Source organism: Microcoleus sp. B6-A1 (assembly GCF_036705085.1).
Lineage (GTDB): Bacteria > Cyanobacteriota > Cyanobacteriia > Cyanobacteriales > Microcoleaceae > Microcoleus.
The window spans coordinates 106,751-127,762 of the sequence record NZ_JAUBTU010000002.1; the positions used below are offsets into that span (position 1 = coordinate 106,751).

16 protein-coding genes are annotated in these 21,012 nt (G+C 45.1%); 10 read left to right on the forward strand and 6 right to left on the reverse strand.

Translation table 11 applies throughout. The features are described 5' to 3' along the window. Nucleotides 1–98 precede the first annotated feature (98 nt). Together QUB11_RS01220 and QUB11_RS01225 are read left to right on the forward strand one after the other, a co-directional pair. Entirely contained in the window at nucleotides 99–1,391 is a 1,293-nt protein-coding gene (locus tag QUB11_RS01220; RefSeq protein WP_333199237.1) for an ATP-binding protein, read from the forward strand. A gap of 406 nt (nucleotides 1,392–1,797) precedes the next feature. Then, a complete protein-coding gene (locus tag QUB11_RS01225; protein WP_333199239.1) occupies nucleotides 1,798–6,993 on the forward strand; it encodes a PAS domain S-box protein in 5,196 nt (1,731 codons plus the stop codon). A gap of 249 nt (nucleotides 6,994–7,242) precedes the next feature. Here QUB11_RS01225 and QUB11_RS01230 read toward each other — a convergent pair whose 3' ends face one another. Beyond that, nucleotides 7,243–7,806: a Uma2 family endonuclease gene (locus tag QUB11_RS01230; RefSeq protein ID WP_333199242.1), complete on the reverse strand. Its 564-nt coding sequence runs from the start codon at nucleotides 7,804–7,806 to the stop codon at nucleotides 7,243–7,245. 208 nt (nucleotides 7,807–8,014) lie between these two features. Between QUB11_RS01230 and QUB11_RS01235 the strand changes: the two genes are divergently transcribed. Continuing rightward, the gene (locus tag QUB11_RS01235; protein ID WP_333199243.1) at nucleotides 8,015–9,400 is read left to right on the forward strand and encodes a lipid-A-disaccharide synthase-related protein; all 1,386 of its coding nucleotides are present in this window, start codon (nucleotides 8,015–8,017) and stop codon (nucleotides 9,398–9,400) included. A gap of 351 nt (nucleotides 9,401–9,751) precedes the next feature. Here the strand turns inward: QUB11_RS01235 and QUB11_RS01240 are convergent, their stop codons facing one another. Continuing rightward, entirely contained in the window at nucleotides 9,752–10,543 is a 792-nt protein-coding gene (locus tag QUB11_RS01240; protein WP_333199245.1) for a 2-phosphosulfolactate phosphatase family protein, read from the reverse strand. Between the two features lie 89 nt (nucleotides 10,544–10,632). On the opposite strand from QUB11_RS01240, the gene QUB11_RS01245 reads away from it, so the two are divergent. Further along, nucleotides 10,633–11,526, forward strand: a complete 894-nt coding sequence (locus QUB11_RS01245) for an EI24 domain-containing protein (protein ID WP_333199248.1) — start codon at nucleotides 10,633–10,635, stop codon at nucleotides 11,524–11,526. A gap of 3 nt (nucleotides 11,527–11,529) precedes the next feature. Here the strand turns inward: QUB11_RS01245 and QUB11_RS01250 are convergent, their stop codons facing one another. Continuing rightward, nucleotides 11,530–11,784 (reverse strand): hypothetical protein, encoded by a 255-nt coding sequence (locus QUB11_RS01250; RefSeq protein WP_333058797.1) that lies wholly within the window; start codon nucleotides 11,782–11,784, stop codon nucleotides 11,530–11,532. Between the two features lie 307 nt (nucleotides 11,785–12,091). Here QUB11_RS01250 and QUB11_RS01255 point away from each other — a divergent pair, with 307 nt between their 5' ends. The 5 genes from QUB11_RS01255 to QUB11_RS01275 all read left to right on the forward strand — a co-directional run bounded on the left by QUB11_RS01255 (nucleotide 12,092) and on the right by QUB11_RS01275 (nucleotide 16,932). Beyond that, nucleotides 12,092–13,597, forward strand: coding sequence for an MBOAT family O-acyltransferase (locus tag QUB11_RS01255; protein ID WP_333199250.1), 1,506 nt, complete (start codon nucleotides 12,092–12,094; stop codon nucleotides 13,595–13,597). Nucleotides 13,598–13,607: 10 nt separating this feature from the next. Further along, nucleotides 13,608–14,561 carry a hypothetical protein gene (locus QUB11_RS01260; protein WP_333199252.1) on the forward strand — a complete coding sequence of 318 codons (954 nt, stop codon included), beginning with the start codon at nucleotides 13,608–13,610 and terminating at the stop codon, nucleotides 14,559–14,561. A 171-nt stretch (nucleotides 14,562–14,732) separates the two neighbouring features. Next, entirely contained in the window at nucleotides 14,733–15,464 is a 732-nt protein-coding gene (locus tag QUB11_RS01265) for a DUF7873 family protein (RefSeq protein WP_333058793.1), read from the forward strand. Nucleotides 15,465–15,603: 139 nt separating this feature from the next. Further along, nucleotides 15,604–15,804: a hypothetical protein gene (locus tag QUB11_RS01270; RefSeq protein ID WP_333199255.1), complete on the forward strand. Its 201-nt coding sequence runs from the start codon at nucleotides 15,604–15,606 to the stop codon at nucleotides 15,802–15,804. Between the two features lie 189 nt (nucleotides 15,805–15,993). After that, nucleotides 15,994–16,932: a serine/threonine-protein kinase gene (locus QUB11_RS01275; protein ID WP_333199257.1), complete on the forward strand. Its 939-nt coding sequence runs from the start codon at nucleotides 15,994–15,996 to the stop codon at nucleotides 16,930–16,932. On the opposite strand, the gene QUB11_RS01280 is transcribed toward QUB11_RS01275, so the two are convergent. The 3 genes from QUB11_RS01280 to QUB11_RS01290 all read right to left on the reverse strand — a co-directional run bounded on the left by QUB11_RS01280 (nucleotide 16,926) and on the right by QUB11_RS01290 (nucleotide 19,199). Beyond that, nucleotides 16,926–17,552 carry a DnaJ domain-containing protein gene (locus QUB11_RS01280; protein WP_333199259.1) on the reverse strand — a complete coding sequence of 209 codons (627 nt, stop codon included), beginning with the start codon at nucleotides 17,550–17,552 and terminating at the stop codon, nucleotides 16,926–16,928. The two genes, QUB11_RS01275 and QUB11_RS01280, sit on opposite strands and share 7 nt — an antisense overlap. Nucleotides 17,553–17,682: 130 nt before the next feature. After that, the gene (locus QUB11_RS01285) at nucleotides 17,683–18,276 is read right to left on the reverse strand and encodes an ATP-dependent Clp protease proteolytic subunit (protein ID WP_333055699.1); all 594 of its coding nucleotides are present in this window, start codon (nucleotides 18,274–18,276) and stop codon (nucleotides 17,683–17,685) included. Between the two features lie 263 nt (nucleotides 18,277–18,539). After that, nucleotides 18,540–19,199 carry an ATP-dependent Clp protease proteolytic subunit gene (locus tag QUB11_RS01290; protein WP_333199262.1) on the reverse strand — a complete coding sequence of 220 codons (660 nt, stop codon included), beginning with the start codon at nucleotides 19,197–19,199 and terminating at the stop codon, nucleotides 18,540–18,542. 477 nt (nucleotides 19,200–19,676) lie between these two features. On the opposite strand from QUB11_RS01290, the gene QUB11_RS01295 reads away from it, so the two are divergent. After that, complete coding sequence (locus tag QUB11_RS01295; RefSeq protein WP_333199265.1) at nucleotides 19,677–20,912, forward strand: VWA domain-containing protein; 1,236 nt, start codon at nucleotides 19,677–19,679, stop codon at nucleotides 20,910–20,912. Nucleotides 20,913–21,012 lie beyond the last annotated feature (100 nt).

Here is a 21,012-nt window from a genome sequence, read left to right on the forward strand (position 1 = left end):
CCCAATATTCCTACTAGAAACCGGGTGTTTTTCGTAAGTCCTAAATAAAATAGCTGCAAACATTTTTTGTGAAGAAAACAGGAACTGGGAAATAATCAATGAACAATCAGCAATTAGAGACGCCGTTAGGAAACATTTTAGTAGTAGACGATACCGCAGAAAACCTGCGTCTGTTGTCTACGATGTTGACTCAGAGGGGATACACACCGCGCTGCGTGATTAACGGAAAAATGGCTCTGAGAGCCTGCAATTCTAATCCACCCGATTTGATTTTGCTCGACATAATGATGCCAGAAATGAACGGCTACGAAGTCTGTCAGCACTTGAAATTAGAAGCGAAAACTCGCGAAATTCCGGTAATATTTATCAGCGCTAAAGATGAAGTATTCGACAAAGTAAACGCATTTGCTGTGGGAGCTGTTGACTATATCAGCAAGCCTTTTCAGTTTGAAGAAGTGCTTGCCCGCATCGAAAGTCACCTCAGCCTGCGGAATTTACAAAAGCAGCTAAAAGAACAAAATATGCTGCTGCAAGAAGAAATCACGAGCCGCTTAGCAGTCGAAAAAACTCTTCAGGAAAAAAACCAAATCTTGCAACAAGAAATCAGCACCCGTCGCGCTGTTGAAAAAGCTCTGCAAGAGCAAAATTTGGTACTCCAACAAGAGATATCGCACCGCCAGCGCGCCGAATCTGCTCTCTTAAAATCTAACCAAGAATTGGCGCGTTCAAATGCAGAACTAGAACAATTTGCTTATGTGGCTTCTCACGACTTGCAAGCGCCTTTAGCAACCATTGCCAGTTACGCTCAACTTTTAGAAAAACGCTACAAAGACCAACTCGACAGCCAAGGTAGTAAGTTTATCGGTAATATCGTTCAGGGCTGCACCAGAATGCAAACTTTAATTGACGATTTACTCGAATATTCGCGCGTGGGCCGGAGTCGGAAACCTTTTCAACTGACAGATTGCAATCATGCAGTCGAGCAAGCACTCGCGAACCTGCAAGGGGCGCTCCACGAGACTAAAGCCGTTGTCACCTACAGCGAATTACCCGCGGTAATGGGGGATATTTCTCAACTCGTGCAGCTATTTCAAAATTTAGTCAGCAATGCGATTAAATATCGCCACGATGCACCGCCTGTGGTTCATATTACCGCTTGCAAACAGGAGAAAAAGTGGTTAATTTCTGTCTCAGATAATGGAATTGGGATTGCTCCCCAGCATCAAAAACGCATCTTTCAAATTTTCCAGCGCTTGCACACTCAAAGAGAATATTCGGGGACAGGTATTGGTTTAGCAATTTGTCAAAAAATTGTGGAACTTCACGGCGGATGTATCTGGGTGGAATCGGAACCGGAGCAAGGTTCAACTTTTCACTTTACTCTCGCTTAGTCGAGACATCCTGTCGGCAAAAGGTATGAGCTATAAGGTAGGTAAACTTAATTACTTTCTATATTTTAAGTCAGAGAATAGAAAGTACGCTCTACAAGTTAACACCATTTTTTATGGCAAAGAAAATAAGTAAAAAATTGGTAATTATGGTGAAATTTTGGCTGAGAATTTAGGCTATATTTGGATTCTTTTTTTAACTGGTATAAATTGCTATTTAGAAGGAAAAACGTTTGGCGTTGACAGTATACTTAGTGCGTGATACAATAATAAGTAGACAAAATTTTTGTACTTTTTGATCGCACCGCAATCTTAGGATCGATATATGTGTACGGGCAATTGAATAACTGCCCTGAAAATAAAAGGTAAAATTCAAGGTTGTTTACCATTTTTTTGATAAATAAATATTATGAAAGCAGTTTTTAACTTAGCTTTGCCTCCTATCTGCTTTAAAGTTCTGTTAGTAGAAGACAACCCTCATGAAGCTGAGCTGATTGAAGATTTGCTGTCAGAAATTGGCGGCGCGCAGCGTATAGTGCTGACGAAAGTAGAGCGCCTTAGCGAAGCGCAGCAGCGATTGAATCAAGAAACTTTTGACATAATTTTATTAGACCTTTCACTGCCAGATAGTCTGGGAATCGAGACGGTGGCTCGGGTACAAGAGTACGGGGTAAATGTGCCGATCGTAGTTCTGACCGCCCAAAACGACGAAGAACTTGCCCTGCGGTTGATTTCGGTCGGCGTACAGGATTATTTGGTAAAAAGAAAAATCGACAGCGAACTGTTAATTCGATCGCTCCGTTACGCCATAGAACGCCAGAACAGTCAAGATGCTTTGCGAAAAAGTGAAGAAAAATATCGATCGGTGGTGGAAAATTCCCTGATCGGCATTGCCATCATCGCTCCAATTATTGACAGCGAAATTCCTCTAAATTGCCACTGGATAGAAGTTAACGATGCCCTGTGCAATTTGCTGGGGTATGAGCGCTACGAACTCGTGCAAAAGAATTGGCTAGAGTTGACTCATCCAGAGGATTTGGAGGCTAATTGTGAAAATTTTTCTCAGATGTTAGCAGGTAGGCTCGACGGTTACATCTCAGACAAAAGGTGGCTCAGAAAAAATGGCGAAATAGTTCATACGCGAGTTTCCCGGCGCTGCATCCGCCGCATGGACGGGTCTATCGACCGGATAATCGAAGTAGTGTTGGACGTGAGCGATCGCTACCGCTACGAAGCCAAACTGAAAGCGTCAGAAGAATTTTTAAACCACACCATAAATGCTACGCCCGACCCAATTTTTGTCAAAGACGAGCAACACCGCTGGATGATATTAAATGATGCTTTTTGTCAGTTGGTCGGCAAATCGCGGCAAGAACTGATCGGCAAATCAGATTATGACTTTTTTCCCCAATCAGAAGCTGCTGTTTTTTGGACAAAAGATGAAGAAGTATTGACAACGGGTATCTGCTGGGAAACCGAAGAACAATTCACAGACTCGGCCGGGAAAGAACACATAATTTCTACCAAAAAAAGCGTCTTCCAAATAGCAGACGGCAGTAAAGTAATAGTGGGTACAATTAGAGATTTTACCGAATACAGACAACAACAAAAAGCCCTGGAACAAAGCGAAGCTCGCTTTCAAAAATTGGTAGCTAACCTGCCGGGAACAATTTATCAATTACGAAGGTCAGCCACTGGAAAAATGTCTTTCCCCTACATCTCTTCAGGCAGCCGGCAACTCTACGAATTAGAGGCCGAAGCCATAGAGGAAAATGCGGAACTAATTTCCAATGGAATTCACCCAGACGACCTCTTAGATTTAAAAGCATCGATGGCAATTTCAGCTACTACGCTGGAACCTTGGCAGCAGCAGTGGCGACAGACTTTGCCATCTGGAAAAGTTAAGTGGCTGCAAGGAGCTGCGAGACCAGAAAGGCTCAATAATGAGAGCAAATCTGGCAGCGAAGGCGATATTCTCTGGGACGGTTTAGTGATGGATATCACTGAATTAAAGCAGGCCCAAACAGAGCGCGATCGTTTTTTTACCATCTCCTTAGACTTGCTTTGCATTGTAGGTTTTGACGGCCATTTTAAACGTTTAAACCCAGCTTGGTCAACAGCTTTAGGCTACAGTATTAGTGAATTGTTTGCCAAGCCAATGATCGAATTTGTTCATCCAGACGATCGAAAAGCCACCGCAGCCGAAGGAGCAAAACTAATAGCGGGTACGTCCAGTATCTCCTTTGAAAACCGCTACATCTGCAAAGACGGTTCTTACAAATGCTTCCTGTGGACGGCATCGCCATTTAGCGAAGAAGGTTTAATCTACTCAGTCGGTCACGACATTACCTCTCGTAAACAAGCAGAGTCTCAACTCCAGCGACAAGCAGTAGCAATGGCCGCTGCTTATGACGGCATCGCTATTTTTAATAATAATAAAGAATGTATTTATTCCAACGACGCTTATCTCAAAATGTACGGCTTGGCTAGCCCTAGCGAAATGTATGGGAAGAAATGGAAAATGCTCTACAGCAAAGCAGAAAATATATTTTTTGAATTACAAATAATGCCGATGCTTCTGCAAAAAGGGTACTGCAATATAGAAGCAATCGGTCAGCGCCGTGACGGTACTAAGTTCCCTCAAGAATTGTCGCTGACAATGCTTGTCGGTGGCGAAATCATTTCTATAGTCCGCGATATAACTAATAGAAAACAGGTAGAATCAGCCCTGCGATCGAGCCAGCGCCGGTACCAAACTTTAGCAGAAGCATCGCCAGTTTGCATATTTCACACCGACACCTTGGGAAATTGCCTTTATGTGAATCAACGGTGGAGCGAAATTACGGGATTAAATGCAGAATTAGCAGCAGAAATTGGCTGGATGAATGCCATACATCCCGACGATGTTGATCGGGTGAAAAATGAATGGCATCGAGCAATTATTGAGAAAATTCCTTTTAAATCAGAATACCGCTTTCAGCGTCCAGACGGTCGTGTAATTTGGGTGATAGGTCAGGCAATTGCAGAAATCGGAGACAAGCAGGAAATTAAAGGCTATATCGGCACTATTACTGATATTAGCGATCGCAAACAAGCAGAATTAGATTTGCTGCGAGTTACTCAAGCGGTGGAAAGCACCAGCGATGCGATCGGCATTGCTGACTTGACAGGGCGATCGCTCTACCACAATCAAGCCTTTGTTCAACAGTACGGCTACACTGCAGAAGAACTAAACACAGCAGGCGGATTAACAGCACTTTACCCCCAAACTAAAGTGCTGCTAGAAATGTTTAAAACGATCCGTCAAGGCAAATCTTGGCAAGGCGAACTCAAAATCAACAGTAAAAACAACGAACTGGTAACAACTTTATTTCGCGCCGACGGCATTAAAGATGAAACTGGTCATTTAATCGGGTTAGTGGGAGTAATTACCGACATCACCGAACGCAAACAAGCGGAGATGATCCTGCAGCAGCAATTAAGGCGAGAACGGCTAGTAGTTGCCATGCTCGATCGCATTCGCTCTTCCCTAAACTTAGAAGAAGTCCTGACAACTGCTGTCGAAGAAGTGCGGCAATTTTTGCAAACAGACCGCACAGTTATTTACCGCTTTAATCCCGACTGGAGCGGTCGGGTAGTTGTCGAATCCGTAGCCAAAGATAGAATTTCGCTGTTAAATCTTAATAATGTTGATGGCTGTTTTAGAGAAAAATTTGTTGATTTTTATCAGCAAGGCTGTATTAGATCAATGGCAGATATTTACCGGGAAAATTTGACGGAATGCCACATGAAATTTCTCGAAGGAATTGAAGTAAAAGCTAACTTAATAGTGCCGATTTTACAAGCACGAGAAAGCATTTCCCAAGTCCAACCGACGGCAGAAAATCAGCTCTGGGGACTGCTGATCGCCCAGGATTGCAGCGGCCCCCGTCCCTGGGATTCCTCAGAAATAGAATCCCTCCGGCAATTGTGCGTGCAATTGGCGATCGCGATCCAGCAATCGACGCTATTTCAACAAGCACAAACCGAAATTGTCGATCGCAAACTTGCAGAATCTGCCCTCCAACAAGCTGCATTAGCCGCAGAAAGCGCCAACCGCGCCAAAAGCGAATTTCTTGCCAACATGAGCCACGAACTACGCACGCCTTTAAACGGCGTTTTAGGTTACGCTCAAATCCTCAAAACCGACAAAGACTTAAGCTCAGATCAGCAAGAAAGTCTCAGCAATATTCAACAGTGCGGTCAACACCTGCTGATGTTAATCGACGATGTTTTAGATCTTTCCAAAATTGAAGCTAGAAAAATGGAACTCTACCCGGAAGAGTTAAATTTTATAAATTTTATCAAAAACATTGCCGATCTCTTTCAGATGCGGGCCTCTCAAAAAGAAATTTTATTTAATTACGAACAAGTCTCTCCCCTGCCTAGCCGTGTTCGTGTCGATCCAAAAAGATTGCGCCAAATTCTCATAAATTTACTCAGCAATGCCGTTAAATTTACTAACAGTGGCGGTGTGACTTTCAAAGTCGGCTATGTCGGCACAGAGGCCTGGAGTCGAGGGCAAGGAGAAAATTATGAGTTCTCGACTTTGAGTTCGGAACTGAAAGAAAATTATATGCGCTTCGCCCACAATGCGATCGCAGCCAAACACGCTTTAAAAATCCGCTTTCAAGTCGAGGATACTGGCACGGGCATAGACCAAAGCAAGTTAGAAGAAATATTTTTGCCTTTCCACCAAGTAGGAGGCAATACATTTGTTGAAGGTACAGGTCTCGGACTCTCGATCAGCCAGAAATTAGCGAAACTAATGGGTGCCGAAATTCGCGTCCACAGCACTTTGGGAAAAGGCAGCACTTTTTGGGTAGATTTAGAATTACCAGCAGCTAAACGGTACTTGGAGGTGTCTCCTTTGCAGGAAAAACGCTGGCTTGTCGGTTTTATCGGCAACAAGCGGAAAGTGCTAATCGTGGATGACAATCAACTGGATCGCGATTTGTTGTGCAGGCTGCTGCGGCGTTTGGGATTTGAGGTTGCAGAGGCCCAAAACGGGCAAGAATGCCTCTGGAAAATAGTTGAATTTCAACCGGATGTGATTTTAATGGACTTGCGGATGCCTGTAATGGATGGCTTAGAAACTGCAAGAAAACTGCGGCAGTTGCCGGAAGTAAAAGATGTTGTGTTAATCGCTATGTCAGCTAGCGTTTTCGAGGCTACGCAGCAAGATAGCATCCTCGCAGGGTACGATGCTTTTCTTCCCAAACCGATCGAAGCAAACCACTTTTTGGAACAGTTGCGAGTGCGTTTGGGACTAGAATGGATTTATGGGGAATCTTCGGAAAACAAAAAGCGCAAAACTCCCAGTTTGTCACCAGCCTCTGATTTTCCTGCTTATTCTTCTCTGTTACCTGCGGCTTCTGAGTCAGTAGCAAAACTTTTGAAACTCGCAGCTATGGGTGACATTGAAGAAATTTTTGAGGAGAGTGCTAAGCTGGAGAGTTTAGAACCTAATTTAGTGCCGTTGGTCTCGAAGCTGCGCCAACTTGCTAAGGGATTTCAGCTCAAACACATTCGGACTACTTTAAACCAATATATCGATGGTCAGTAGTCAGTAGTCAGTGGTCAGTAGTCAATCGATTTTAGATTTTAGATTTTAGATTTTAGATTAAAGAATTGAAGTATTGACTCCACGGATAAATTCGGGGGCCAAGTTTCTCGGATACAGGTTTTTTATTTCTGGGTCCTGAGTCTGCGAAGGAATGAATCCGGGGGCTTGTATCCTGGATGCTTTCGGTCAGTAGTCAGTAGTCAGTGGTCAGTAGTGATATCATGTGCGGTCGCTCGATCGGACATGATATCACTCTAATAGCCAACCAAATAATTCTCCTACTGTCAGTTGCAATTCTCTGGCAAAAGATGGCATGGGCACTAACTGTTCCGGTTCGTCAAACACCTCCGTTGATTGAGTCGGCAGATATACAAACACCGATCGCTCCTCTGGATCGATTAACCAACCCATTTGAGTTCCGTGTTTGAGACAATGTAAAATATTTTTAGTAACTTTAGTTTGGCTTTGGTCGGGGGAGAGGATTTCAATTGTCCAATCCGGGGCGATCGCAAACACATTTGCCACACCACCATTTTCTTTACGGGGAATGCGTTCCCAAGTGAATACAGTCACGTCTGGAACGATCGCTCGACCGCCAAAAATGCACCGTAGTTCTGGAAATGCTCGCGCCACCTTTTGAGGTTTAAGAGCAGTATTAGCAGCGCCTGTCAACTCGCCTTGAATGACACTATGTTCTCCTTGAGCCATTGGTTTTTGAATGATTTCACCGTCAATGTACTCGCTGGCTGGTTTGGTTTCTGGCAACTTCAGAAACTCTTGGAGTGTCAAAGATTTTGGCAGGGTTTGTACCATCCAATTTTACCTATAAAATAGGAGTTTAATCTGCTATTTTACCAAAAAGTCCCCGACTCGCACGGGTCTACTTACTTCATTTTTTCCGCTATATAGTAGTTCTCAAGCGTGGTGAGGTATGCCCAATGCCCCATGCCCCATGCCCCATGCCCCATGCCCGATGCCCAATGCCCGATAATATGAGAGACAGTTTTTGAGAGAGTTGGGATTGAAATTACTTTGCCTCAGTAACGGCCACGGAGAAGACGCGATCGCCCTTCGCATCTTGCAGGAACTGCAACAGCACCCGCATCCGCCAGAATTAGCCGTGTTTCCGCTAGTGGGTGAAGGGCAAGCTTTCGCTCAACTAGAAAACGCCCGCATCATCGGCCCGGTGCAGCGGATGCCTTCGGGCGGCTTTATTTACATGGACGGGAGGGAATTTTTGCGCGATGTCAAAGGCGGCCTGCTGCAGTTGACCATCGCTCAGTTTAAAGCCATCCGCGCTTGGGTGCGAAGCCAACAACAGTCTGGGAATCAAGACGGCGTTATTTTAGCCTGCGGGGATATTGTACCGCTGCTGTTTGCTTGGCTCAGCGGCGCGCCCTATGCCTTTGTCGGTACTGCCAAGTCCGAGTATTATTTGCGGGACGAGGACGGGCCTCTGGCTCGCAAATCCAGGGTAAGCGGTGGGTGGAATTGGTCGCGATCGGTTTATTTGCCTTGGGAGCGTTGGTTGATGACTCGATCGCGCTGTCGAGCCATTTTTGCCAGGGACGCGCTAACCGCCGAGACTTTACAAAAGCTGGGAATTCCCGCTTACAATCTCGGAAACCCGATGATGGACGGACTCGAACCGGAAAGCCCCGCCGGTTTTTACGGCCCTGACGCAGAGTTTCGGGAAATGGAGCGATCGCTCATCATCACCTTACTCCCCGGTTCTAGAGCGCCGGAAGCCTATGCTAATTGGCTGCTAATAGTAGAGGCTGTAGCCGGAATTTTATCGCTGTTTGCCGATCGCAAATTGTTATTTTTTGGAGCCATTTCTCCTGAGTTAAATTTAGAAGCTTTGCGACCTAGTTTAGAATTTTTCGGCTGGCGACAAGACGGCGAAACTAGAACGCAGCGGCGAGAAGGAAGTATTTTGCTACCTCCTGTTTCAAGCGCTCAAGAAATTCAAAAAGAATCTCCTAATTTGCTATTGCCCTTGACATTTGTGCAGAGAAACGCCACGATGATTTTAACTCAGCAAAGTTTTAACGATTGTTTGTACGAAGCCGATTTAGCAATAGCAATGGCCGGAACGGCTACAGAACAATTTGTAGGTTTAGGAAAACCGGCGATCGCCATTCCCGGAAACGGCCCGCAATTTACTCCCGCCTTTGCAGAAGCTCAAAGTCGCCTGTTAGGCCCGTCATTAATTTTAGTCAAACATCCCGCTGAAGTTGCCGGCGCCGTGCAGTCTTTGCTCCGCGACCCCGACAGGTTGCAGCTAATCGCTGAAAATGGCTGGCGGCGAATGGGAGAACCCGGTGCAGCAGCCAGAATTGCCGAGTGTTTAATTCAGCGGTTCGGCGGTGAATTCAGCAATTCTCAATTGCCTGCAATACACTAGGGACAAAACAATGTTTTGTCCCTACCGAGTATATTTAATTCTACTTTCTCTTAAAAAAATCTTGTTCGCTAATATCATGTCCGAGCGATCGCCCATAATACAATTGCCGGGGCGGGTTTTTGAGATTGTCCGTTTTTGGCAAATATTATTGGCTCACGGGCCCCTACAGGAATCCGGGTAATCGACCGGACATGATATAACTACTAACTTCCGTTGTCTGTAGTGAGGAATGCAAGTCCTCTGATTTTTATGAGGACTTGCATTCCGATGCTGCCAACCAATTTTATTTTGGTTGTTCGAGTAGGGTGTGCTCGGCCGCGCACCTTACTAATACACCACTGGCAGAAAAATTTAATTCGCCGTTTTTTCCGAAGATGGAACCCAGAAATTAGCTTGAGGAATTTTAAAATCAGACTTAACCAAAACTCCCGGTTCTCGCTGCATCGGCAGCACATCTAAAGTATCCGTTTGCGCGCAATATTTTAAATCTTCAATAACACCTAAACCGAGGAGGCGCTGGCCGTGGCTGGCTCTTTCCAACAATTCGTGTAACCTATCTTGCCAGTGCAAATAAAGAGCAATAGCCCCAAATACTTCATCGTTACCAGCAAAATCGCTTGCAGGAATACCGCTTTCTGCCAGGAGACTTTGGGCGATCGCACCAGCACAAACCGTATCTTCCAACGAATAACTTCCTTCCCAACCCGAACCCACAATCCAAATAGTTTCCGGCTGTTTACTTAACAAAAACTGCACCACAGATTTGCGGTTAATCAAAGCCGCCGTTAACACAGTTGCAGCAGCTTGCACTCGTTCCAGAGCGCGAGTACCGTTAGTTGTGCTGATAAAAATTCGCTTCCCACTCACCTTTTCTGGCGTGCAGTCGAGGGGAGAATTCCCCATGTCAAATCCGTCAACTTTGCCGCCGCCGCGCTCTCCGGCGCGAATCCGCTTATCTGCGGGCCATTTTTCGCTCTCGGCCATTAGCTTATCTAAGTCGCTGAAAACTTGGACAGCTTCCGCCCCATTATTCAGGGCCGTTGCCATTGTCGTAGTCGCCCGCAGCACATCAACTGCGATCGCGCAAGCCGGCATTTTGTCGGCTGGCGTAAGTTCCGGGGTATGGTAAATAAAAAGCTTCACTTTTGGGCAACCTGCGATAAATCCTCATCAGTCATAATAATGGAAAATGGATGATAGAAAATAGAGTCGAGTCCTCAAAAGCAGAAAATATGTCAAAACAGTTAAATTCAAACCCCGCCCACGCCGCCATTACCGCACCAATTGGACTCCTGGCAGGTTTCACCTATCCTTTGCGAGCTTTCACGCTGATTTTGCAAACTCCCAAGCTGTGGACTTATGTATTAGTTCCCGTGGTGCTAAATTTTATAATTGGTATTGGTCTTTATTTAAGCTTGCTATTTCCCAGTTTGGCTGGGATAGATGTTTTAGTTGCCGATTTGTCCGTCCGATTTAATGCTCTAATTGCGAGTTTTCCAGCTTGGCTGAGCTTTCTCGGTGTGTTAACAGTTGCTTTCGGCTGGCTGCTGCGCTTACTCCTAGTGTCAGGACTTTTGCTGATAATTGGATTTTTGTTAGTGCAGTTTGGTGTGATTTTAGGTTCGCCGTGGTACGGCAAACTTTCCGAACAATTGGAACTGCTGCGGAACGGTCAATTGCCCGCAGAAGCACCAATGAATTTGGCGAGTAGTTTTGGGGATATTCAAAGGGCGATCGCCTTTGAACTGCGAAAACTACAAATTTTGTTGAGCGTCGGTATACCCCTGCTGCTGCTAAATTTTATCCCTGGTGTCGGCTCTATTCTTAGCAGTTTGGGTGGCGTAGCTTTGGGCGCGACTATTGTCTGTTTGGACTTTTTAGATGCACCTTTGGAGAGGCGGAGGCGACCTTTTCAGGAGAAGTTGGAGATCATTTGGGCTAGTTTGCCGGCCAGCGGGAGTTTTGGTTTGGTTTGTTTGGGTTTGGTGAGCATTCCGCTGTTGAATCTGTTGGCGATTCCGCTGTGCGTGACGGCGGGAACTTTGTTTTTTTGCGATCGCATTTGGCCGGCCCGCTTTGCCCCAGAAGAAACTCATAGCGATCGAGAAACTAACATTACCAATTAAAAACTAGGGAGATGCTTCTTCCTTCGGCTGACTCTGGGAGTTAAGACCCAAAAACGGGCTTAAAAACAGCCAGCTAATGAAGAAAAATGATGCTGTAAATAGCTGGACAATATCAATCGCCGACAAATATCCGTCAGATAATAGTGCAATAGTTCTATCTGTCAGCCCGAATATCCAAGAGAGAATCCCAAACAGCCAAATGCCTTTTTGGAGCATGGGCAAAAATGCTGAAACTTCGGAGTTTTGCTGCTTGTTCATTGATTTAGCCCTTGTTTGCGAAAAGTCTGATTAACGGGGGCACCCCAAGGGCTTAAGGATTTTTGGTGTCTCCTCGGATTCCCTTTGTTATCTATATGTTAAGAAATGTTTCCCGATCTGACAACGCGCCCTGAGAGGGATTTCCGCATCTATCTCAAGAGGTAGTCGCAGCGCTAACAAAGAGTGATATTTGCTACACTTTGGTAGGATGCGCGATCGCGATCGGGTTCTGGGCCACTCTTGCCATGAGTCCCAGGCGCTTGATATAGTGGGTCACAGGCTACGTAAAAGAGCGAAATCACAAATTATGTTATTTAACAGTATTGAATTTTTAGTATTTTTTGCGATTGTTTTCGCCATATATTATTTTCCTCCGTTGCAAAAAGTGCAGGTTCCCATCCTGATAATTGCCAGCTTTATTTTTTACAGTTGGAGCGCCCCCGCACTGTTGCTGATCCTGCTACTTTCCATTATTATCAACGCTACAGTCAGCTTTCAAGTTGCCCGGATTTCTGACAAGAAACAGCGATTTTTTTGGGCATTATCGGGAGTCGTTCTCAATGTATTAATTTTGAGCTTGTTTAAATACGCTGGTTTGCTAACTAACTTTGTTACCGATGTTTTTAATATTGCTCGCTCCGAAGGCAGCATTGCTTATTTATTCTTAAAATTGCCTCTGCCTATAGGCATTTCTTTCTACACATTTGAAGGCATAAGTTTAATCGTAGACGTACTGACTCAAAAAAACAAAAGCGAAACAGAATCAAACGCTTACGTCTCGCCCAACTTTAGCCAACACCTGCTAAATACTTCATTTTTTATTAGCTTTTTCCCCAATTTACTGTCAGGCCCGATTTTAAAATCCAAGACTTTTTATCCCCAGATTGTTCCTAAATACTTAAAAGACATTCCTTGGAATTTCATTTTTCGCTCGCTCGTTGTCGGCTACTTCCTAAAAATGGTCATCGCCGACAACTTAAAAGACTATACCTTCTGGATCAGCTTTCCCTACTACCAAGGATTTGGAACTCTTACCAACCTGACACTGCTGTTTGGCTACTCAATACAAATTTTCGCCGATTTTGCCGGTTACTCCTTAATTGCGATCGGTTTTGCAGCCGCTTTGGGCTACAAAATTCCAGACAACTTCGACTTTCCCTACATCTCTCGTTCCCTCTCCGAATTCTGGAGAAGGTGGCACATTTCTCTCTCAACTTGGCTCCGAGATTATCTATACTTTCCCCTCGGCGGAAACCGCAAAGGAAAAATCCGAACTTATGTTAACTTAATGACAGTAATGACATTAGGAGGATTATGGCATGGGGCTGCTTGGAGTTATGCAGTTTGGGGAATTTATCACGGCTTGGGTTTAGCAGTAGAACGCTTTTTTGGCTTCGACAAATCTAAAAACAAATCGCAAGAACCAAATCAAGCCAAAACCAAACCAATCTGGCAGCAATTATTATTGGACAGCCTTAGCGTTTTAGGAATTTTCTCTTTTGTTTCCGTGGGCTGGCTGCTTTTCAAACTGCCTCGATTTGAAGAAGCGGTTGACTTCGCAGTTACTTTATTTCGCAACTATAAAGTCAAGCCCGGTTGGAGTCACATTATTCCGACGCTAATTTTTTCGCTACCAGTAGTGATTTATCACCTTCCCCATTTTCCCACTTGGCAAAATCGCATGAAACAGGATTCAAATAAAAACGGTCAAAAAGTCTGGAGCCTTTATCAAGATTTAGCTTTAGGAATTATGCTAGCAATGATCTTCCTCAACAGTGGTAGCTCGAAACAATTTATTTATTTCCAATTCTAGAAGGTGTTCTATGTTTGTCAAATTCCAGTTGCGACCGATTTTGCGCCCGCTACTAATTTTTCTGTTTCTCATGAGTTTTTATCAAGTGCTCGTCAGCGGCGGAGTTTTGCGTGCTTCCGACGGAGTTAGCCTGCTTCAAAATAATATTGTTAAAACTCAAAGGTATGTATATCAGGATAATTCCGATCTAAAAATGGTAATGGTAGGTAGTTCGCTAGCTGCAAACCTTAATATTAAAGACATTGGAGAGGGCGTAAAGAGCATAGCTTTGGGGGGAGGAGCGAGCCAAACAGGTTTAGAAATAGTTAAAAGAAGTCAAAGCAAGCCTCCTATTGTTTTGGTAGAAATTAACGATACTATTGTTCGCAAAATAGATACAGAATTAATTGATTCTTTGTATAATCCTATTTTTTATTGGTTACGCCAGTATCTACCGATGATGAGAGAGGAATACCGTCCGATTAGCATTTGTGTGGATTTTTTTAAAAGTCGATCGAAGCAGAATCAAAAAATGACGCGAGAGGCTCTAGACAGATTAGAAGGTCGAAATCTTACTCCTGAATTATCGCAAAAAGCTATCCAAACGATAGTTGATATTCAAAGTCAACCTTTGTCTGAAAAAGATGCCGAAGCTATAAAAAAAGAAGCTGATTTTATTAAAAGTCAAATCGCCGAAATTAACAAGAATAGCGGGGCAAAAGTAGTTTTATTTGACATACCGCAAGAGTCGCGAGTTAACGCTGCAATCAGGATAAAACAAGTCCAAGAATTGGTTAAAAAGCTGTTTCCGTCCGATCGTTTTGAGTGGCTGCCACCCCCGAAAGAGCGAGAATGGCGTACCAATGACGGGGTTCACTTGATCCGCAGCGACGCTAGAGATTTTGCCGAGTTTTTGAGAGATAAATTGCTGAGTACGGTAGCGGCGGGCTCTCTTGGCACCGCGCCTGGAAAAGAAAGCTTGTAATTTATTTTGAAGTGTATTATACTACATAATGAGCAAGTTTGGTTAAAGAACGATCGTGAGGTTTGTACTGAGGAGGGAGAGTTATCAAAGCCCTAAAAGCCACAGGACAGACAATTTGATGATCAGTATTAACCCGGCTTGATATGAGTTCAGCGTCAATAAAATCGAACAATGGCACGCTTAAATCAGATTATTGCGATCGAAAAAGGCATCAAAAGCCGCTCGGTTCAAGAACTGGCAGAAGCTCAAAAAGCACTCCAGAAGCCCGCTGTGCTTTCTGGAATCTCCCGTACTTACCGCCCCAAAGACGAAGAAGGCGAACAACTGCCGCCAGAGTCCAAAAAAGTTGAAGTCAAAGCAGAAGAGATTATCCGCAAAACGACTGAAGTTTTGACCAAACTCTTCGACGTAACCGCAACCAAAGATTGGACAAATTGTAGGGCCCGCGCGGACGTAACTGTAGACGGAAACGTGCTTTTGAGCCAAGTTCCCGTCAGCTATTTGCTATTCATTGAAAAACAGTTAGCAGATTTGCAAGCATTCATCAAAAAACTGCCAGTCTTAGATGCTTCCGAGACTTGGAACTTCGATGCTTCGGCAGATTGCTGGGCAACTGAACCGGTGCAAACTCTCAAGACTTTTAAAACTCCGCGCAATCACGTTAAAGCTGAAGCTACCGAACACCATCCGGCTCAAGTCGATGTTTATTACGAAGATATTACGATCGGCTATTGGCGGACTGTCAAGTTTTCGGGAGCTTTGCCAGCACGGCGGATCAATGAGTTGCTGCAAAGGGTGGAAATCTTGCAGCAAGCTGTTATGTTCGCCCGCGAAGAAGCTAACAATTCTGAAGTTGAGGAACAGAGAGTGGGAGAGCGAATTTTTCAATTTATTTTCCGCTGATTGCTTGCTTTTTTGATAGTTATGGTTTAAGATATAAACAGAGTACAAGTTCAATCTAAAACTTCAACTTAAACCGTACAAATGTGATAGTGCAGGTTCGACTCCTGTCCCTTCTACTCAAAATAGGGGGGTAGCCCAATTGGCAGAGGCAGCATTGCGTACAAATTCAACAGCAAGCTATTACTCTAAACTCAGCATTCACCGCCGATCGCTACAACGAATGTCAGGAAAAAATAACATCATCGAGGTTGCTGGCTCATATCCAGCCCCCTCTACCAAACGCAGGGGGGTAGCTCAATCGGTAGAGCGCGATGCTATTAATCTTAAATCCTTGACTTAAATGTGATAGCGTGCCCAAATGGGCGGTAAATATAAACCCAGTAGTAAGGTCAGAACTGCTGGGTGTTTTATGCTAATTTATCAATCAAAGTGATACGACTTCCCAAAAAAGAATGCAAAAGCAAGCTCTAAACCGATACAGCGTCAGTCATTTCCAATCTAAAATCTAAAATCTAAAATCTAAAAGGGTATGATTTACTGCATCAATCCTCAATGCGAACAACGCGAAAATCCTGCTGCTGCTCAAAAGTGTCAGGCTTGCGGTACAGATTTGTTAATTGCCGATCGCTATCGCATCCTTAAACCAGTGCGATCGCCCAATCCCGCACGCCCCACAGACATCTTTGAAGTCGAAGATTTGGGAACCGGGGAAAACGAATGGGGAACTGTCAAAATTTTAAAAGTCTTGAAACACACCCATAATCCCGATTTAGTTCGCTTGTTCAAGCAAGAAGCGCGAGTTTTGATTTGGCTGGCGGGAAAGGGTTCAGTTCCGCAAGTGGAACCTGACGGTTATTTCCCAATTAAAGTTCCCCATAATTTCCAGAAATTGTCTTGTTTGATAATGGAAAAAATTAGCGGCGAAAACTTGGCAGAATTCTTAACTAAAAAACAGTACGTTTCTCAAAATCTCGCTATTGAGTGGCTGCAACAAATTACCAATATTTTGCAGGAAATCCACAAACATCATGTAGTGCATCGGGATATTAAGCCATCCAACCTGATGGTTGAAGCCAATGGGAAATTGAGATTAATTGACTTCGGCGCCGCCACAGAAGCAGATATAGATACCGCACCCATAGGTTCTGCTGGATACGCCGCACCGGAACAAATTGCAGGTAAAGCAGGCGTGAGATCGGACTTTTTTGCCCTAGGGCGTACTTTTGTACATTTATTAACAGGCATAGAGCCGATCGACTTTCCCGTTAATGAAAAAACTGGTAAAATTAATTGGAGGAACCAGGCTGTAGATATTGACCCCTTACTTCTAGAGTCGATCGACGAATTGATGGAACCGCTACCGGAAAACCGACCTGAAAATACCCAAGTTATTTTAGAAAAATTAGAAAAATTAAAACTTTACGACGGAGACCCCCTGCAAAAGGGGGACACAACATCGCTTCAATAAATCTGTTCCAACCTGCGAAAATCCCGCTCAACTTCCGCCCACAAAGCCCGATTGTGAGGATCTGTTTTCACAGCCTTTTTCAAATATATTCTCGCCTTATCAACCTGCTTTTCTCCGATCAAATGCCGTCCCCAGCGCTGATAGGCGATCGCCTGCCACTGACGCACCTCCAAATCTTCGGGAACCCGCTGGGCCAAACCCTCAATCAAGGCGATCGCCCGTGGGAACCTCTGATATTTCAGCAACTGCTGCAACTCAAAATAAGCATCTTGCTTTAACTTTTGTTCTACCGGCGACAGATCCGCATTAGATTGAACCGCTGCCTCTTTTCGAGTCACCTTAACTGGCTGCGGTTGAGCTTTCACCCCCTGATCGGGCGGTGTCGCAGTAGGCGGCACAGTTGAATTGGCAACTTTCGACTCCGCAACATTGTGGGGGGCAATTTTCACCAGGAACTTATAAGCCTCAGTAATAGCAATAAACTTATTTTTAGCCTGTTCGTTTCCCGGATTCACATCGGGGTGATACTGTCTCGCTAACTGCCGATAAGAGGCCTTAACTTGCGATAAACTGGCACCAGACCTCAGTCCTAACTGTCGGTAATAATCTGCAATATCCATCTAGCATGAATGAGCGTTTATAATACCATTAAATATGGCAGAATCCTTAAATGTAAAGATTCTGCCAAAATTTAGTGCGAACTAGGTTGTAGTGCGAGGGTTGCCCGCACTACGGTGGCGCAAAAATAACTTACGGACGATCTTCGATTACTCTGTCAATCAAGCCGTATTCCTTGGCTTCCTCAGCGGACATGAAATAGTCGCGATCCATGTCCTTCTCGATTTTCTCGATCGGCTTGCCAGTATTCTTAGCATAGATACCGTTGAGTTGGTGGCGCAGTCGCAGAATCTCTTTGGCCTCAATCTGAATATCCGTTGCTTGTCCCCGCGTGCCCCCAGAAGGCTGGTGAATCATGATGCGCGAGTGAGGCAAAGCTAACCGTTTCCCCTTCGCACCGGCAGCTAACAGGAAAGAACCCATCGAAGCAGCCAAGCCCACACAAATCGTCACCACGTCTGATTTAATGTGCTGCATGGTATCAAAAATAGCCATGCCTGCCGACACCATCCCGCCTGGGGAATTGATGTATAAAATAATATCCTTACCTGAATCTTCCGAATCAAGATAGAGCATCACAGCGATGATTTGATTGGCAATTTCATCGTCAACGTCCCTGCCCAAGAAAATAATCCGTTCCCGGTAGAGGCGATCGTAGATATTAATCCACTGAGTATCATAACCCCCCGGCATCTTGTAGGGAACTTTTGGCACACCGATAGGCATAATTCGGAACTCCGTTTAGTTGGTAATTGGTAATTGGTAATTGGGAATTGGGCATCGGGAATTGGGTATTGGGCATTGGGGAATGGGGAATGGGTAATTGGGAATCGGTAATTGGGAATTGTTAGTCATAAAAAGACTATTGAATAACTAACCAGGGTAGAAACTACTAGCCATTAACCCTTAATTATTACTCATGCCCATTCCCCATTTCCTATTACCCATTCCCCATTCCCCATTCCCCATTCCCCATTTCCAATTCCCAGTTAGATGACTCCAGCCGGCAGCGGTTTCGGCAATTCTTCAGAACTTTCAAGAACGCGATCAATCAAACCGTATTCTTTAGCTTCCTGGGGCGTCAGGTACAGCAACCGATCCATATCTTTAGTAATCTTTTCGATCGGTTGACCAGTACAGCTTGCAAAAATATCAAGCATCGTCGCTTTATTTGCCAGCACTTCCTTAGCGCGAATTTGAATGTCGCTTGCTTGACCCCGCGTGTAAGCCTTGGGTTGGTGCAACACAATCGAAGCGTGGGGCAAACTCGCTCGAAAGCCTTTTGTACCAGCCGCTAACAGCATCGCAGACATCCCCATTGCCGAACCGAGGCAAATAGTGTGTACGGGCGGCTTAATGTACCTGATCGTATCGCAGATAGCGAAGGCTTCTGTTTCAAAGCCGACGGGTTCGCCACTGTAACCAGAAGTGCCGGTCGAGTTGATGTAGATTTTGATCGGCTTCTCGGGGTCTTCGTACTGCAAGAACAACAGTTCAGCGATAATCAGTTCTGTTACCGCAGGCACCAGAGGCATCCCTAGATAAACGATCCGCTCCTTCAGCAACAGGGATGGCAAATCGGGAGGTGGCGTCCGAGAGTTCCCTTCCCCGTAGTATGGCGATTGCACTGCTTTAATGGGTGTGTTCATCAGAAAAATGGGTCTGAAACCCCGTCCTTTTAGGACGGCTTTACATTTTTGATTGACTACCGCCTTGGGACTGGTTGGCTCGGTGTGTGCTTTTGTGTTGCACTTTCAACGGGACAATTACCGCCTCAAACTTCCCAGCCCTGTACGCATAGTATTTTGCACGGGTTGTGCGTCCCATTTCTGGGGTAATGTTAGCTTCGACAATGTTTCGAGAGCTTGTTAGACCTGCAACACTGTTCCAGTGACCTTAGAACTGCTTAATTGCTTCGGACAGAGCAGGGGACTAGCTACGCATCCACAGGGTGTCGTGACTCTCAAAACGTAGGCAATTAAGCCTTAGTCTGGTCAGTATGGCTTGCCAGATTTCTCTTACAAGCCCCGTGTATTTAGACCGGGGTTACTGACATAACCGAAATGTTGCCTGAACTGATGGAGCTATTCTTAAAGAAATACTAACGCAATCTTTAGGTATCCCGCATGAAAGTTAGTTTGCTCCCGGTTTTAAACGACCCTAACCTTGACGCTGCTGCGCCCTCAACGCAGCGCCAGCTAGCGATTTCGGTGTCTGCGACGGCAAGCTCGATCGACTCCAGCGTACCCTTAAACCTGTGCCTGATTCTCGACCACAGCGGTTCGATGGGCGGACGCCCCCTGGAAACCGTCAAACAAGCCGCCGGACGGTTGCTAGACAGGTTGAAGCCCGGGGATCGCTTTTGCGCGGTGGCTTTCGATCATAAAGCCAAAGTCCTCGTCCCCAATCAAATTGTCGGAGATCCCAGCAGTATTAAACGGCAAATTGAGCAATTGCGCTCGGCCGGTGGCACAGCAATTGATGAGGGCATTAAGTTAGGTATTGAAGAGTTGGGCAAAGGCAAAAAAGAAGCTATATCTCAGGCATTTCTGCTGACTGACGGCGAAAACGAACACGGCGACGACAGCCGCTGTTTGAAGTTGGCTAAATTGGCTGCTGACTACAACATGACTTTAAATTCTCTGGGATTTGGTGATAACTGGAACCAGGATATTTTGGAAAAGATTGCTGATGCTGGCGGCGGTGCTCTGGCACACATTCAGCGTCCCGAAGATGCGGTTGACGAGTTTGGCAAACTATTTACTCGCATCCAAGGTGTAGGTTTGACTAATGCTTATTTGCTATTTTCGCTAATGCCAAAAGTACGGTTAGCCGAACTCAAACCGATCGCCCAAGTTGCCCCGGATACGATCGAATTACCGGTACAGCAAGAGGGCGATCGTTTTATGGTGCGCCTGGGAGATTTAATGAAGGATATAGAGCGAGTAGTTTTGGCTAATATTTATATTGGACAGTTGCCCGAAGGTACACAGGCGATCGGGCAATTGCAAATTCGCTACGACGATCCGAGTGTTGGTCAAGGTTTGCTTTCCGATCCCGTTGCACTTTCCGCTAATGTCCTGAAAGTTTATCAGCCGGCAATTAACCCGATGGTACAGCAGCACATTTTAGCTTTGGCTAAATACCGCCAAACTCAACTAGCAGAAACCCGATTGCAACAGGGCGATCGAGCCGGTGCCGCGACAATGCTGCAAACTGCTGCTAAAACTGCTCTGCAAATGGGCGATAAAAGTGCCGCAACTGTGCTCCAAACCTCTGCTACTCGTTTGCAGTCAGGCGAACAATTGAGTGAAGCCGATCGCAAGAAAACTCGGATTGCTTCTAAAACTATTTTGAAGTAATCGCGCGATTTGAAATTTTAAATAATTTTAAATTGGGCGATCGGACAATTTGGCGATCGCAAATCGATCCTACACAAACGAAACCCGCGCCCAGGCGGGT